The organism is Variovorax sp. UC122_21, assembly GCF_044056785.1.
Taxonomy (GTDB): domain Bacteria; phylum Pseudomonadota; class Gammaproteobacteria; order Burkholderiales; family Burkholderiaceae_C; genus Variovorax.
This window is the reverse complement of sequence record NZ_CP172004.1, coordinates 1,577,904-1,591,983: the sequence shown is the minus strand read 5'-3', so window position 1 is coordinate 1,591,983 and position 14,080 is coordinate 1,577,904. Positions and strand designations below refer to the sequence as shown.

Here is a 14,080-nt window from a genome sequence, read left to right as displayed (position 1 = left end):
CATGGCTCAACAGAAGATTTCCCTCACCCGCTACCTCGTCGAACAGCAGCGCGCCGACGGCCTCATCCCCGGCCAGCTGCGGCTGCTGCTCGAAGTGGTGGCCCGTGCCTGCAAGAGCATCAGCCAGGCCGTCAACAAGGGCGCCCTGGGCGGCGTACTCGGCACCGCCGAGAGCGAGAACGTGCAGGGCGAGATCCAGAAGAAGCTGGACATCATCGCCAACGAGGTGCTGATCGAGGCCAACGAATGGGGCGGCCACCTCGCCGCCATGGCCAGCGAGGAGATGGACAGCATCTACGTCGTGCCCAACCGCTACCCGCAGGGCGAGTACCTGCTCATGTTCGACCCGCTCGACGGCAGCAGCAACATCGACGTCAACGTCAGCATCGGCACCATCTTCAGCGTGCTCAAGAAGCCCGACGAGCACCCCGGCGTGCAGGAGGGCGACTTCCTCCAGGCCGGCACCCAGCAGGTGGCCGCCGGCTACTGCATCTACGGCCCGCAGACCACCCTCGTGCTGACCGTGGGCAACGGCGTCGCCATGTTCACCCTCGACCGCGAGCAGGGCAGCTTCGTGCTGACGCAGGAAGACATCCAGATTCCGCCCGACACCAAGGAATTCGCGATCAACATGAGCAACATGCGCCACTGGGACGAGCCCGTGAAGCGCTACATCGACGAATGCCTGGCCGGCAAGGAAGGCCCGCGCGGCAAGGACTTCAACATGCGCTGGATCGCCAGCATGGTGGCCGACGTGCACCGCATCCTGATGCGCGGCGGCGTGTTCCTGTACCCCTGGGACAAGCGCGAGCCCGAGAAGGCCGGCAAGCTGCGCCTGATGTACGAGGCCAATCCCATGAGCTGGCTGGTGGAACAGGCCGGCGGCGCCGCCACCAACGGCAAGCAGCGCATCCTGGACCTGCAGCCCACCAAGCTGCACGAGCGCGTCAGCGTGATGTTGGGTTCGCGAAACGAAGTCGAGCGCCTAACGCAGTACCACGCTCAAAAGCCCTGAAAACCTGGCTATAATCGCAGGCTTCGCCGGTGTAGCTCAGTCGGTAGAGCAGCTCATTCGTAATGAGAAGGTCGGGTGTTCGATTCATCTCTCCGGCACCAATCTAAAAAGCCCCGCTATTGAAAAGATAGCGGGGCTTTTTTCCTTGTGGCAGCCTCATGTCTCGTCGCTCGATTCATATGACGCGCGTGTTTCACACCTCCTTGCCCAAGAGCAAGCTCCTTGTCGGTGTCATCGCCGTCGCCCTGCATCTGCTCAGCGCTTCGCCGGCTTACGCCCAGCCCAAGGTCTACCGATGCGAGGCAAACGGCAAAGTCTCCTACTCAGACGCTCCCTGTGTAGGCGCCAAAGTCATCGACGCAACGCCGACCCAAGGCATGGACAAGATGGGCGGGAGCTCTCGCAAGGGTCGCGAAGTTCAGCAAGATGAGTTTCATCGTCAGTTCGACAAGGCTCTGCGCCCCTTGCACGGACGCTCACACGAAGAGATGAACGTTGCACGCCGCCGCGTGAACCTTCCGGCGGGCGATCAGGCGCAGTGCAGCCATCTTGATCGGCTGATGCCCTCGCTGGAAGCCGAAGCAAACCAAGCGACCGCAGAAGCGAAGGCCAAGGTGGATGTAGAGCTCTACAAGGCGCGCAAGCGCTTCTTCGATTTGAAGTGCTGAGAACTGCAAAGCATCAAGACTTCCGCTACGGCTCGATGGCGCGCAGCTTCTCGACCAACCCATCGTTCTTCAGCTTGGCGTGCTCACCGTAGTGCACCTCACGATGGCATGTCGGGCAAAGCGCCGCGACGAATCGAGGATGGTCAGGGCCGCCGTCTGAAACACGGGTGGTGTGGTGGGGTTCCAAGTAGTGATCCCCGCCCTTCCGTTTGAACGGCGCAGGCTGCTCGCAAAGTTCACAGTGCCCCGCGGCGCGCAGGAGCACATAGTCGCGAACCGCTCGGCTGCGCTCGTAGACAGTGCGATGGCTTGACTTGCCAACTTGAGAGCCATCTGCCTTTGCTGCGGCAACGGCTCGTTCTCTGGCCTCTTTCAACGAAGGGACTGTGGATATCTGATCCACGTCTACAAGGTCACTGTGTTCCAGCCTTGAAACCGGCACGAGTCTGAAGACGATCGCCTTGCGCTTCGCACCGTTGGTGTCCTCAGCATCTGTCCATGTGTGGCTGTCATAGACGAACTCACCCAGGTATTGCTGCCCTTTTCCTTTGCCCGGTGACTGAAACAGATGAAGCGCGCGAGCGTTCAACGAATGATTGAGGATCGCGAGATTTCCCCGCTTCAACACCATGTCAGCCTGCTGGCCCTCGCCGGTATATAGGAAGCTGCCATCTGCCAGCGGAACGTCGGCATAGCCATGTCGATTTCCGCTCTCGCCGGTAAACAGGAAAACAACCGGAAAGTTTTTTGAAGGCGAGATGCCGCTTCGCTGGCTGCCTCCAAATGGTCCATGGAGGTCCGTTAGACGGTTATAGATTCTTCCAACCTCGAAGGAAGGCAGGACAGCACTTGGCTCAGGCACGGACTGGTCTTTCTGCCGCGGGCGATCGTGGATCAGATTCGTTAATGATTAGAAATATACTTTAACGATCATCCTCAAAACCCACTGGGCCCGAGTGGCTGTCAGCGAGCCCGTGTCAGCGCCAGACGCGCCTTGTGCAGCACAAGAAAGGTGAGACGTGAGCGACCTTTATGGCGAGCCGCACCAACCCAACCTGGTTGACGTTCGACGTCTTGCAAAAGAACTCGAAGCCTTCGCCGCAGCGCGCGATTGGACGCAGTTCCACTCACCCAAGAACCTCGTCATGGCTTTGACCGGCGAAGTCGGCGAGCTCAACGAGATCTTTCAATGGATGACCGAAAAGGAATCCCTCAAGGCTGGCAACGATCCGCAGACCGCGCAGGCGGTTCAGGATGAGCTCGCCGACGTTCTGCTCTACCTCGTGCGCCTGTCCTCGGTCTTAGGCGTGGACCTGAATGCCGCTGTGCAGCAAAAGCTCGAAGCCAACGAGCTCCGCTACCCCACCGACAAAGTCCGCGGCAGCAGCAAGAAGGCCACCAAGGAACGAGGAGCGAGCTCGCAGTGATCGTCTACGAAGCCAGCAAAGGCCAGTTCCTCAGCGACAACGACGACAGGGACATCGAAGACGTCATCCTCGGCAAGTACCACAGCGTGACAGGCCGCAAGGTTCCCACTGCGGAGATGCGCTCGTGGAAAGAATCCTTGGGGTACATGTCGAAGGTTTTGCGTGACCCGCTGATCCCTGACGACGTAGGCATCGCAGTCGAGCTTCACATCCCGCAGAGTTCCAAGCGCATCGACATCAGCCTCACGGGTCGCGACGCCGATCAATCAAAGAAGGTCGTGATCGTCGAGTTGAAGCAGTGGGAGAAGGTGCGGGCGTCCACCAAGGATGCCCTGGTCACCACCCATCTGGGCAAGGGTCAGCGCGAAGTGGTCCACCCGTCCTACCAAGCATGGTCGTACGCCTCCCTGCTCGAAGGCTTCAACGAAGCGGTGCACACGGGCGATATCGGCGTCCAAGCCTGCGCGTACCTGCACAACTACGAACGCGATGGCGTGATCGATTCCGATCACTACGCTGGCTACATCGAGAAGGCCCCGCTGTTCCTCAAGGGCGAGACCGAGCGCAGCCAGCTGCGGGCCTTCATCAAGCAGCACATCAAGTACGGCGATCCGAAGGTTCTCTACGAGCTGGTCAACGGAAGGATTCGACCGTCGAAGGCTTTGAGCGACAGCTTGGCGGGACTGCTCAAAGGAAACGCCGAGTTCATCCTGATCGACGATCAGAAGGAAGCGTACGAACACATCTTGGCGGCCGGACGCTCTGCATCTGCAACGCATCCCAAGGTAGTGATCGTCGAAGGAGGACCAGGAACCGGCAAGACGGTCTTGGCCATCAACGCACTGGTCGCGCTGACGAGCGCGGGGCTCAACTGCAAGTACGTCTCCAAAAACGCCGCACCCCGACGGGTGTACGAGAGCAAGCTGGCAGGCACGATGCGGCGTACCCAGTACTCGAATCTATTCGTCGGTTCCGGCGGCTTCATCGACACGCCGCCAAACACCTTCGATGTCCTGATCGTGGACGAAGCCCACCGGCTGAATGAAAAGAGCGGCCTCTACGGCAACCTGGGTGAAAACCAAATCAAGGAGTTGGTCGCCGCTGCCAAGTGCACCGTGTTCTTCATCGATGAAGACCAGCGCGTCGCGCTGAGCGACATCGGCACCAAGGAAGCGATCCGCGGCTTCGGCGGTGGCAAAGGCGCCGAGCTACTCGAACACGAACTGGCCTCGCAGTTCAGGTGCAGCGGATCGGACGGCTACATCGCTTGGCTCGACAACACGCTCGACGTTCGCGAGACCGCCAACAAGACGCTCGCAGATACGAGCTTCGACTTTCGTGTCTTCGATACACCCAGCGCACTCCACGCCGCCATCGAACAAAAGAACTCGACGAATGCCGCCCGCGTGGTTGCCGGCTACTGCTGGCCCTGGACCAGCAAGAAGAGCCCGCAATCCTTCGACATCGTGATCGGCTCGGACTACCGCAGGCGCTGGAACTTGGATGTCGATGGCAGCTTGTGGATCGTCGCGCCCAACTCGATCAACGAAGTCGGCTGCATCCATACTTGCCAAGGCCTTGAAGTCGAGTACATCGGCGTGATCATCGGCCCCGACCTCATCGTGCGAAACGGAGAAGTCGTCACCGTGCCTGAAGCGCGCGACCGTCACGACAAGACACTGCGCGGCTACAAGACTCAACGCAAGGCTGCACCCGAGAGAGCCAAGGCCTTGGCTGACCTGATCATCAAGAACACCTACCGCACGCTCATGACACGCGGCATGAAGGGTTGCTACATCTATTGCAGCGACGCAGAGACAAATGAATACTTTAGATCTCGAATTTCAGCTGCGTGACGGCATCGGCTTGACCCGTACGAAGGCGGGCCACAAATGTCAATCACCCGGAGTGACGTTCACCTCCCGCCCTCTCCCTCCTACGATCCTCTCCAAGCAAAGGGGCCAAGAGGATCGAAATGCCACAGTACTGCGTCAACAAGACCGCACAACTCAATGGCGACCATGAGGTACACGCACAGGGGTGCATTTTTTGGCCGCATCCGGTGAACACGCTGTCGCTCGATTGGCACGAGGACTGCCGTTCGGCGATGCAGACGGCGCGGGCGTTCTATCGGCAGGTCAACGGCTGCCGATACTGCACGCCGGCCTGCCACACGGGGCCACGCGCGTCGAACGACGACATCGGGCCGATCAGCTATCGCGGTGCATCCAAAGAAGATTCGGGGCCGGAATTTTGTCTCGGCCCAATCGCTGCGTTTGCGTGAGATCAAGCAGCGCCTGGGCTGCTGAGCGCGCCCGGGCCGCGAAGGACCTGAGGCGCCACCTCCTGCAGCAGGCATTCGGCGTCGCGTGTGAGGTCGCTGGCGATCCACAACATCATGTCGCGCCGCCGCGGGCCTATCTCCTCGAACCAGTCGCTGCCCATGCCATAGCAACTGCTCAGCAGCGCATGCAGCTGGGACAACTTGTTCTCGAGTAGATCGAATGCATCCGGCGTGGTGGGCGGGATGAACGCGGAAGGCGCGGGGGCGCCGGCCATAATCTCTTCAGCCATTTGGTGTGCTCTCCTGCAAGGTATGTGCACGTCACTTGGTTAGACGGCCGGGGTGTTAGCGCACCTCGGCCGTCGCCTTTTGTGCCTCGCCTTTGCGCTTGCTAGGGGAGCTTGCGCGGGGCGTGACCCCTTGGAATGTAGGGAGAGAATGAGGACCAGGCTAGGCCCTTGGGGTGAACAATTGTGGACCCGGCGATTTGGTTGGCGCGGTCGTGACAAGCGCGCAACTCAACGCGACATCAACGCCCGAAACCGCTCGAAGTAATCCCCACTCCACCGCCCATAAACCTCCGCATCGAGGTTCTCGATCCTGTAGAGATCGTTCGCATCGAAGTGCGAGAACAGGCAGCGCAACATGCCCAGCATCACCCAGTGCGCGAGCCGGAGATCCTCGGGGCTCACCTCGTCCTGGCCCAGCACGCATTCGATATCGGCCATGAGCGGCACGAGCAGGGCCTCGTCGAACACGCGGTCCTCGAACAGCGCGTAGCAGAAGGTGCCTTCGATCTCGTCGTTCTTGTTGTTGCGCAGGTTCTCGCGCGCGGCCTCGATATCCGAGCCCCCTGTGCCTGGCGGCTTTCCGGCCCGCGGATTCATTCCTGGTTTCGTCCGGATGGAACGCGCCCTTCGACGCGTTGTTCCTCGAGAAGACTGGCCGTGGTTGCCGTGCAGATTGGCGCGGCGCTCAGGCTTCCTTGTTTTCCTTGATGTTCCAGCCGAGCTGGGTTTCGGCGCCCTTGCCGCCCTTGTCGGTCTGTTCCCAGTACTGCTGCTTGACCTTGGCGGCCTGGAACGCGTACTGCACGAACACGGCGTCGCTGCCCTGCTCGGCCGTGTACTGCACCGAGGTGACCAGCACTTCCTCGAGCGTCACGCGCGTGTATTCGATCTGCGAGCCGCCGGCCTTGCAGACCGACACTTCGACCTTGCTCAGGTGCTTGCCGCTGGCGCAGTTCTTCAGCACGGCCGGTGCCGCCTTGTCGATGCGCGCGAGCACCTGCAGGTCGTTGAAGCTGGCCTTGCCCACGCCGCCCCCGCCACCGCTGACCATGTTGCCGGGCTGGGTCGCGCCCCATGCGAAGGACCTGATGTCCGTCCAGTCCTTGTGGTTCGCGTCCTTCGATTCGCCATTCGCGCCTTCGACGCGCATGAACATGTCTACCGCCATGAGCTGCTCCCGTGTTGCGTTGAAACCGCCCGAACGGTAGGTGAAGCGCGGGGCGCTCGCCAGTGCAGAAGGTCACGGCGAAAAAAGCACTACGCGCTCGGAACCTGAAGACCAATCGATTCTTTCAGGGGCTTTGCGCGCGAAGGCCGAAAACGAGGCGACACAAAAAAGCCCGTCATCTCACGATGACGGGCCTGCGTTGGCGACAGCTAGTTGCCGGTTCGCCCCGCCTCCGCGAGCCAGCGCGCGACGAGCGCCGGCACCTGCTCGGTCGCCTTGCCGCGCATGAAGACGAAGCCGCGCGGCACCTGCTCCATCTCGAGCGACACCAGCACCTTCTCGGCACTGGCGTGCGCGTAGCGCGCGAGCGAGGCGGCCGGCTGCACCGCGAGCGAGGTGCCCACCACCAGCACGCGCGCGGCGGTGGTGACGTGCATCAGCGCCTCGTCGAAATGCTGCACCGATTCGCCGAACCACACGATGTCGGGCCGCAGCTGCGTGCCGTCTTCGCACAGCCGGCCCATCTCGATCGGCGCGCCGTCGATGCGATAGCGATGACGCCGCGCCGAAGTGCCGCGCGCATACGCGAGCTCGCCATGGATGTGCAGCACCTGCGTGGAGCCCGCGCGCTCGTGCAGCGCATCGACGTTCTGCGTGACGATGACCACCTCGTAGGCCGGCTCGAGCGAGGCTACGGCCGCGTGCGCCGCATTGGGCTGGGCCGCCCAGGCCTTCTGGCGGCGCTCGTTGTAGAAGGCCTGCACGATCTCGGGATGGCGCTGCCAGCCCTCGGGGCTCGCGAGCTCCTGCCACGGGTGGTTGTTCCACAGGCCGTTGGCATCGCGGAAGGTGGGCAGCCCGCTTTCGGCGCTCACGCCCGAGCCCGAGAGCACGACGATCTTGCGGGGTTGAACGGTGGTTGTCATGAAGAGGACTCCGAGGGGAACAAGAAGAGCACGACGGCATCGAACGCTCGCCGTGAGAATGCCAGAAGCACGCCGCGGCGCCTTCGGACCTGCCGCACACGCACCTCCACACACGCCATGAACCGCACCACCCCTTCGACCCGACCGCTGCAGCGCTTCTATCTCCTCGCCGTCGCCCTCGTGGTGTTGCTCGGTTGCTGGGTCGCGCCGATCGACACGCCCGCGCGCGCGCAGGTCGAGGACGGACTCAAGCGCGCCCTCACCACCTTCGCCGCCGCACGCGCGCTCGGCGCGGTGGTGTCGGTGGCGCAGGGCACGCAGGTCGACGCCACGCCCGGCGGCATCGGCGTGAGCCTCGCGCCGGGCCAGGCGCTCAAGCCGCTCAACGAACTGATCGAACAGTTCGCGGCCATCATGCTGGCGGCCAGCGTGTCCTTCGGCATCCAGCTCGTGCTGCTCAAGATCGGCGCGCATGCGTACATGTCGGTGCTGGTCTGCGCGGTGACCCTGGCGTGGATCGCCTGGCGCTGGCACAGCGGCCGTTCGCCGCGCTGGCTGCAGTCGCTGCTGATCGGGCTGCTGCTGGTGCGCTTCGCGGTGCCGCTGTCGGCCATGGCCAACGAGGCTCTGTACCGCGTCTTCATGGCCGACGAGTACCAGTCGGCGCTCGCGCTGATCGAGAAGTCGCCGGCCGCCGTGGTCGACACCACGCAGGAGGCACAGCCCAATGCGCAGGAGGGCTGGAAGGAACGCATCGAACGCTGGCTGCCGAAGCTGCCCAACCTCAAGGCCACCTACGACCAGATCATTCGCTCGGCCTCGGATTGGGCCGAGCGCATCGTGAAGCTGATCGCGCTGTTCGCGCTGCAAACGGTGGTGCTGCCGATCGCACTGTTGTGGATGGCGTGGCGGGTGGCCCGCGCGCTGGTGCGCCAGCCGGCCCGGCCCGCATGAATGGCCCCACGTGCACGACTCGAACATGCAACCTCCTGCCGATTTAAAAAATTTTCGACCGGGCGACGCTCGAGGTCTGCATCGCCCTTTCGAGCCTTGCGATCGCGGGCTCGACTCAGCCCTTGAGCACGCCCGCCATCATTCCCTTGACGATCCGCTCCTGCCCGATCGCATAGGCGGCCAGCAGAGGCAGCGAGGTGAGCGTCGCCACGGCGAGCATCGCGGGATGTTCGACGAGAACTCGCCCTGGTAGTCCCACAGCGCCAACGGCAGGGTGCGCATGCCGGGCGAACTGGTGAGCACGTAGGCGAAGATGAATTCGGTCCACAGGTGGATGCCGTTGTAGATCGCCACCGTGGCGATGCCGGGGCCGGACAGCGGCAGGAAGATCTGCCCGAAGATGGCGAACGGACCGCTGCCGTCGATCTCGGCGGCCTCCTCGAGTTCGCGCGGGATCTGGCGCATGAACTCGGTCAGGATGACGATCGAGACCGGCAGGCTGGTGGCGACGTAGGGACCGATCAGCGCGAACAGCGTGTCGTAGAGCCCGAGGTTGCGCGTCATCAGATAGACCGGCACCAGCGTGACGTGCAGCGGCACGACCATCGCCGCGACGATCAGCCCGAGCAGCGCATGGTTGAAGCGAAACCGCAGGCGCGCGAGCGCATAGGCTGCCATCGTCGACGCCGCAATCACCAGCAGCACCGAGGCGCCGACCACCAGCAGGCTGTTTCGCAGATAGCCCGCATAGCCGCCGCGCAGCACCGACAGGTAGTGGCTCCAGTCGAAGCGCTCGGGCCAGGCCCAGAGGCTGCCCGAGAACATGTCCTGCTGCGACTTGAGGCTGGTCAGCAGCATGAAGGCGATCGGCAGCAGCGTGACCGCGAGCCAGGCCAGGGCCAGCAGCCAGACCAGGCCGCGTGTCGGGGGACGAGAGCGAGCGAGCATCGATGTCACACCGGGGTCGCGAAGCGCCGCGTCAGGCGCAGGCCGAGCGCGGCGATCAAGGTCACGACCAGGAACATGGCCGAGGCGATCGTGCTGCCGTAGCCGAGCCGGTAGGACGAGAACACGGTGCGGTACATGTAGGTCGCCATCAGCTCCGAGGCGCCTTCGGGGCCGCCGCCGGTCATCACGTAGACCAGGTCGAAGTAGCGCAGCGAACCGATCACGGCGAGCATCGCGGCGACGCGAAGGGTGCCGCGCAGCCAGGGCAGCTGGATCGTCCAGAACACCTTGGCCGGGCGCGCGCCGTCGAGGCGCGCGGCCTCGGCGAGTTCGCGCGGAAACGAGGCGAGGCCGGCCATGAACAGGATCATGTGGAAAGGGATGTTCTGCCAGCAGACCACGAGTGCCACGGACAGCAGGGCCAGGCGCGTGTCGCCGAGCCAGTCCTGCGCCAGCCACGGCAGGTCGATGGCCTGCAGCAGCGTGTTGAGCGGGCCGAAGTTGGGATCGAGGATGTTCTTGAAGACCACGCCCAGCGCGACGCTGGAGAACAGCAGCGGCAGGAAGTAGAGGATCTTCAGCCACTGCGAACCACGGCCCGCGCGCTCGAGCAGCAAAGCCAGCGCGAGCGCGATGGGCAGCTGGATCAATACCGAGAGCAGCGCCAGCAGCAGGTTGTTGCGCAGCGCGTGCAGAAACTGCGTGTCGTGCAGCAGTTCGGCCCAATTGCCGAGGCCGACGAAGACGCGGTCGGCGCTCAGGCCGTTCCACTCGAACAGCGAGAGACGAAAGCTGTCGACGAGCGGATAGACCAGGAACACCAGCATCAACAACACGGCCGGCGCCAGGAACACCACCGGCGCGAGCCGCCGCGCCAGCGCGGCGCGGCGCCGCGGCGTCGGTGCGAGGACGGTGACGCGCGAATTCACGATGAAGGCTCCTGGCCGGTCACGGGCCGGCGCTCAGCGCGGCATCCGCGCCGCCAGCGCCTCCATTTTGAGCGCGGCCTGCTCGGGCGTCATCGAAAGACCGAACAGCGCCTGCACCGTGTCCTTGTGCAGCTCGGCGAGCTGCGGCGGCAGTTCCTGGTCGTACCAGAGCTGCACCGACGGCGCGCTCACGACCGTGCTCATCAACCGCTGCAGCAGCGGATCGGCGACCTTCAGCCCCTTGACCGGCACCATGCGGCTGTTGGCCAGCCGGGGCCCGCACGGCTTCGTCGTCGACCATGGTCTTGATCAGCGCGTACGCGGCCTCGGGCGACTTGCAGGCGCTGGAGATGCTGTAGAAGTTGGTGCCGATCGAACCGATGACGGCATCGCTCGCGCCCTTGCCGTTCGGCACGGTTGGAAAGGGAAAGAAGTCGACCTTCTTGCGGAACGCCGGGTTCTCGTTCTGCATGTTGCCGAGCTCCCAGCTGCCCATCAGCGTCATCGCGGCCTTGCCCGCATAGAGCAGCCGGCGCGAGGCGCCGGTGTCGTGGTCGAGCCCGTTGAAGCCCGGCGCGAAGGCACCCGCCTTCACCAGCTCCTGCAGGTAGCGGCCGGCCTCGACGAAGGCCGGCGCGGCGAAGCCCTCCCCGCCCGTGCGCGCCGCCGCCTTGCGAAAGGTGTCGGGGCCGCCGATGCGGTCGACCAGGTACATGAAGTACATCGAGCCCGGCCACTTCGACTTGTTGGCCAGCGCGAAGGGCGCGATGCCCAGCCTCTTGAGCGTGCCCACCAGCGCCATCAGCTCGGGCCAGGTGCGCGGCGGCTTCAGCCCGTGGCGGCGGAAGAGCTCGGCGTTGTAGAAGACGACGGCCGCGGAGGTCTCCTCGCCGGGCAGGCCGTAGACCTTGCCGTCGAAGGTGGTGGCGTCGAAGGCCCGCGGAAGAAAGCGCGCGCGGAAGGCCTCGTCCCGCGCCAGGTAGGGCGAGAGATCGAGCACCTGCCGGCCTTCACGTACTCGCGCAGCAGGCCACCGCCCCAGTTGGCGAACACGCACGGCGGCTGGTTGGCGCCGAAGGCGATCTTGAGCTTGACCTTGTAGGCCTCGTTGGCGATCGGCGAGCGCTGCACCGTGTAGCCGGCATGGCTGCTCTCGAAGCGCTTGCCGGCGTCCTGCAGCACCCGCGAGACGCCAGGCTGGGTCTGGATGTCCCAGGCCGTGATGACCGGCGCGCCCTGCGCCGCGACGTAGCCGAAGATGCAACCGGCGGAGATGGCCCAGCCGCCGGCGACAGACCGAGGTTTCATTGCCTTGCCCACTCCTGAAGAAGATCGAGACGTCATAACGATATTGTTAACGTTAATTATCTCAATGCTGGGAAATACCATGTAATCTATAGCGAAACCGTGAATAACGTTACAGAAGAACGTTACCTGAACGTTATGATGCTCCCAGTACAACGCTTCACTTCCAGCACATGGCGCGGACCCACATCACCTTGGCCGACATCGCGGCGGCAGCCGGCGTGTCGGGTCATGACCGCTTCGCGGGCCGTCAACAACCAGCCCGGCGTTTCCTCCCAGACCCGCGACGCGCTGCTGAAGGTCGCTTCCGAACTCGGCTACGAGGGCCACCGGGCCGCCCCCAAGTCCGGTGGGCGTCCGCGCCTCATCGGACTGATCGCCACGCGCCTGAACCATCCCTTCGTAGCCGACATCGTCGGCAGCGTGGTCGAAACGGCGGCCGCCGCCGGCATCGAGGTGCTGGTCTATTCGCGCGGCCCCAACGAGCGGCCGCCCTCCGCCGAGGTGCTGCAGTTGCTGCGCCAGTCCACCGAGGGGCTGGTGGCGCTGCTGCCCTACCGGCTCGACCCGATGGCCGAGATGGCGGCGGAGCGCTTCCCGGTGGTGATGATCGACAGCCCCGGCGAGCCGGGCGAGCTGCCCTGCGTTGCGTCCGACAGCTACGGCGGCGCGCGCGCCGCGATGAAGCACCTGGCCGAACTCGGGCACCGCTGCATCGCCTTCGTCGCCGGCGCCGAGAAGTTCGAGTCGGCGCTCGAGCGGCGCCGCGCCTACGACGACGCGATCGCGGTGCACGGACTGGAGCGCGACCCGGCGCTGGTGGTGCCCGGCGAGTACGACTTCGAGGGCGGCCGCAACGCGGCACGCCAGCTGCTCGCGCTGCCTCGACGTCCCAGCGCCGTCTTCGCCGCCAACGACCTCAGCGCCTTCGGCCTGATGGGCGTGTTCCAGGAGCATGGGCTGCGGATCCCCGAGGACGTCTCGGTGGTGGGCTTCGACGACGTCGCCGCCGCGGCCCAGGTGCATCCGCGCTCACCACCGTGCGCCAGCCGCTGGCCGACATGGGCCGTGCCGCGGTCAGCACGCTGCTGGCTCAGATCGCCGGCGTCGGCGCCGGCACCACGCGCGTCACGCTGCCCGCCGAACTGATCGTGCGCCGCTCCACCGCGGCGCCGGCACGCTGAGAGAGAAGGACCCCCCGCATGAGCTCGCCGACACCGACCGCCACGCATCCGCACTACGACCGCCTGATCGCCACCGCGCGTGGCCTGCCGCCGCTGCGCGTGGCGGTGGTGCATCCGGCCAATGCCGTGTCGCTCGAGGCCGCGCTCGCCTCGGCCGCGCTGGGCCTGATCGCGCCCACGCTGGTGGGCCCGCGCGCGAAGATCGAAGCGGCAGCGCACGAGATCGGCATCGACCTCTCGGGCATTGCCATCGTCGATGCGCCGCACAGCCATGCCGCGGCCGACGCGGCCGTGGCGATGGCCCTGCGCGGCGAGGTCGACGCATTGATGAAGGGCGGCCTGCACACCGACGAGCTGATGGGCGCGGTGGTGCGCCGCGAAGGCGGCCTGCGCACCTCGCGGCGCATCAGCCATTGCTTCGTGATGGACGTGCCCGGCCATGCGCAGCCGCTGGTCATCTCCGACGCGGCCATCAACATCGCGCCCACGCTCGAGGAGAAGGTCGACATCGTGCAGAACGCGATCGACCTCGGCGCATGCGCTACTGATGCCGGCCGTGCGCGTGGCCATCCTCTCGGCCACCGAGACCGTCAACGCCAAGGTGCCCTCCACGCTCGACGCGGCCGTGCTCTGCAAGATGGCCGACCGCGGCCAGATCACGGGCGCGCAGCTCGACGGCCCGCTCGCGATGGACAACGCGATCGACGCCGAGGCCGCGCGCATCAAAGGGATCGTCTCGCCCGTGGCGGGCCGCGCCAACGTGCTGATCGTGCCCGACCTCGATGCCGGCAACATGCTCGCGAAGAGCCTCACCTTCCTCGGCGGCGCCTATGCGGCCGGCATCGTGCTCGGCACCAGGGTACCGGTGATCCTCACGAGCCGCGCCGACTCGGAAGCGGCGCGGCTGGCCTCGTGCGCCGTCGCGTCGATGCTCGCGAAGGCGGGGCGAGACCGGCTCATCAAGGCCGTGGGTTAGCCTTCG

General features: G+C 64.8%; 14 protein-coding genes, 1 tRNA gene and 2 pseudogenes. 9 read left to right on the top strand and 8 right to left on the bottom strand.

Features of this window, described 5'->3' with window-relative positions:
• Position 1 precedes the first annotated feature (1 nt).
• The 3 genes from ACHMXE_RS19915 to ACHMXE_RS19905 all read left to right on the top strand — a co-directional run bounded on the left by ACHMXE_RS19915 (position 2) and on the right by ACHMXE_RS19905 (position 1,683).
• Complete coding sequence (locus ACHMXE_RS19915; RefSeq protein WP_093340257.1) at positions 2-1,015, top strand: class 1 fructose-bisphosphatase; 1,014 nt, start codon at positions 2-4, stop codon at positions 1,013-1,015.
• Between the two features lie 25 nt (positions 1,016-1,040).
• Positions 1,041-1,116, top strand: a tRNA-Thr gene (locus ACHMXE_RS19910).
• 102 nt (positions 1,117-1,218) lie between these two features.
• Positions 1,219-1,683, top strand: coding sequence for a DUF4124 domain-containing protein (locus ACHMXE_RS19905; protein ID WP_395350940.1), 465 nt, complete (start codon positions 1,219-1,221; stop codon positions 1,681-1,683).
• A 25-nt stretch (positions 1,684-1,708) separates the two neighbouring features.
• On the opposite strand, the gene ACHMXE_RS19900 is transcribed toward ACHMXE_RS19905, so the two are convergent.
• Complete coding sequence (locus ACHMXE_RS19900) at positions 1,709-2,545, bottom strand: HNH endonuclease (protein WP_395350938.1); 837 nt, start codon at positions 2,543-2,545, stop codon at positions 1,709-1,711.
• 157 nt (positions 2,546-2,702) lie between these two features.
• On the opposite strand from ACHMXE_RS19900, the gene ACHMXE_RS19895 reads away from it, so the two are divergent.
• The 3 genes from ACHMXE_RS19895 to ACHMXE_RS19885 all read left to right on the top strand — a co-directional run bounded on the left by ACHMXE_RS19895 (position 2,703) and on the right by ACHMXE_RS19885 (position 5,394).
• Positions 2,703-3,110: a nucleotide pyrophosphohydrolase gene (locus ACHMXE_RS19895; protein WP_395350936.1), complete on the top strand. Its 408-nt coding sequence runs from the start codon at positions 2,703-2,705 to the stop codon at positions 3,108-3,110.
• Entirely contained in the window at positions 3,107-4,966 is a 1,860-nt protein-coding gene (locus tag ACHMXE_RS19890; RefSeq protein WP_395350935.1) for a DNA/RNA helicase domain-containing protein, read from the top strand. Before ACHMXE_RS19895 ends, ACHMXE_RS19890 begins: the two co-directional genes overlap by 4 nt.
• A 206-nt stretch (positions 4,967-5,172) precedes the next feature.
• On the top strand, positions 5,173-5,394 hold the full coding sequence (locus ACHMXE_RS19885; RefSeq protein WP_395350933.1) for a hypothetical protein: 222 nt from the start codon (positions 5,173-5,175) through the stop codon (positions 5,392-5,394).
• A gap of 2 nt (positions 5,395-5,396) precedes the next feature.
• Here ACHMXE_RS19885 and ACHMXE_RS19880 read toward each other — a convergent pair whose 3' ends face one another.
• From ACHMXE_RS19880 to ACHMXE_RS19865, 4 genes are all read right to left on the bottom strand, one after another.
• A complete protein-coding gene (locus tag ACHMXE_RS19880) occupies positions 5,397-5,684 on the bottom strand; it encodes a hypothetical protein (protein ID WP_395350931.1) in 288 nt (95 codons plus the stop codon).
• 228 nt (positions 5,685-5,912) lie between these two features.
• Entirely contained in the window at positions 5,913-6,281 is a 369-nt protein-coding gene (locus ACHMXE_RS19875; RefSeq protein ID WP_395350929.1) for a hypothetical protein, read from the bottom strand.
• 88 nt (positions 6,282-6,369) lie between these two features.
• The gene (locus tag ACHMXE_RS19870) at positions 6,370-6,852 is read right to left on the bottom strand and encodes a type VI secretion system tube protein Hcp (RefSeq protein ID WP_203202225.1); all 483 of its coding nucleotides are present in this window, start codon (positions 6,850-6,852) and stop codon (positions 6,370-6,372) included.
• 209 nt (positions 6,853-7,061) lie between these two features.
• Positions 7,062-7,778 (bottom strand): Sir2 family NAD-dependent protein deacetylase, encoded by a 717-nt coding sequence (locus tag ACHMXE_RS19865; RefSeq protein WP_395350928.1) that lies wholly within the window; start codon positions 7,776-7,778, stop codon positions 7,062-7,064.
• A gap of 117 nt (positions 7,779-7,895) precedes the next feature.
• Between ACHMXE_RS19865 and ACHMXE_RS19860 the strand changes: the two genes are divergently transcribed.
• Entirely contained in the window at positions 7,896-8,732 is an 837-nt protein-coding gene (locus tag ACHMXE_RS19860) for a hypothetical protein (RefSeq protein ID WP_395350926.1), read from the top strand.
• Positions 8,733-8,870: 138 nt separating this feature from the next.
• Here the strand turns inward: ACHMXE_RS19860 and ACHMXE_RS19855 are convergent, their stop codons facing one another.
• Genes ACHMXE_RS19855 through ACHMXE_RS19845 form a run of 3 tightly spaced genes read right to left on the bottom strand, consistent with a single transcriptional unit; the run spans position 8,871 to position 11,609 of the window.
• The gene (locus ACHMXE_RS19855) at positions 8,871-9,680 is read right to left on the bottom strand and encodes a carbohydrate ABC transporter permease (RefSeq protein ID WP_395350924.1); all 810 of its coding nucleotides are present in this window, start codon (positions 9,678-9,680) and stop codon (positions 8,871-8,873) included.
• Positions 9,681-9,685: 5 nt separating this feature from the next.
• Positions 9,686-10,609 carry a carbohydrate ABC transporter permease gene (locus ACHMXE_RS19850; protein ID WP_395350922.1) on the bottom strand — a complete coding sequence of 308 codons (924 nt, stop codon included), beginning with the start codon at positions 10,607-10,609 and terminating at the stop codon, positions 9,686-9,688.
• 19 nt (positions 10,610-10,628) lie between these two features.
• On the bottom strand, positions 10,629-11,609 hold the full coding sequence (locus ACHMXE_RS19845; RefSeq protein WP_395350920.1) for an extracellular solute-binding protein: 981 nt from the start codon (positions 11,607-11,609) through the stop codon (positions 10,629-10,631).
• Between the two features lie 443 nt (positions 11,610-12,052).
• Here ACHMXE_RS19845 and ACHMXE_RS19840 point away from each other — a divergent pair.
• Both ACHMXE_RS19840 and ACHMXE_RS19835 read left to right on the top strand, forming a co-directional pair.
• A pseudogene (locus tag ACHMXE_RS19840) lies at positions 12,053-13,098 on the top strand (LacI family DNA-binding transcriptional regulator).
• 18 nt (positions 13,099-13,116) lie between these two features.
• Positions 13,117-14,074, top strand: a pseudogene (locus tag ACHMXE_RS19835) (phosphate acetyltransferase).
• Positions 14,075-14,080 lie beyond the last annotated feature (6 nt).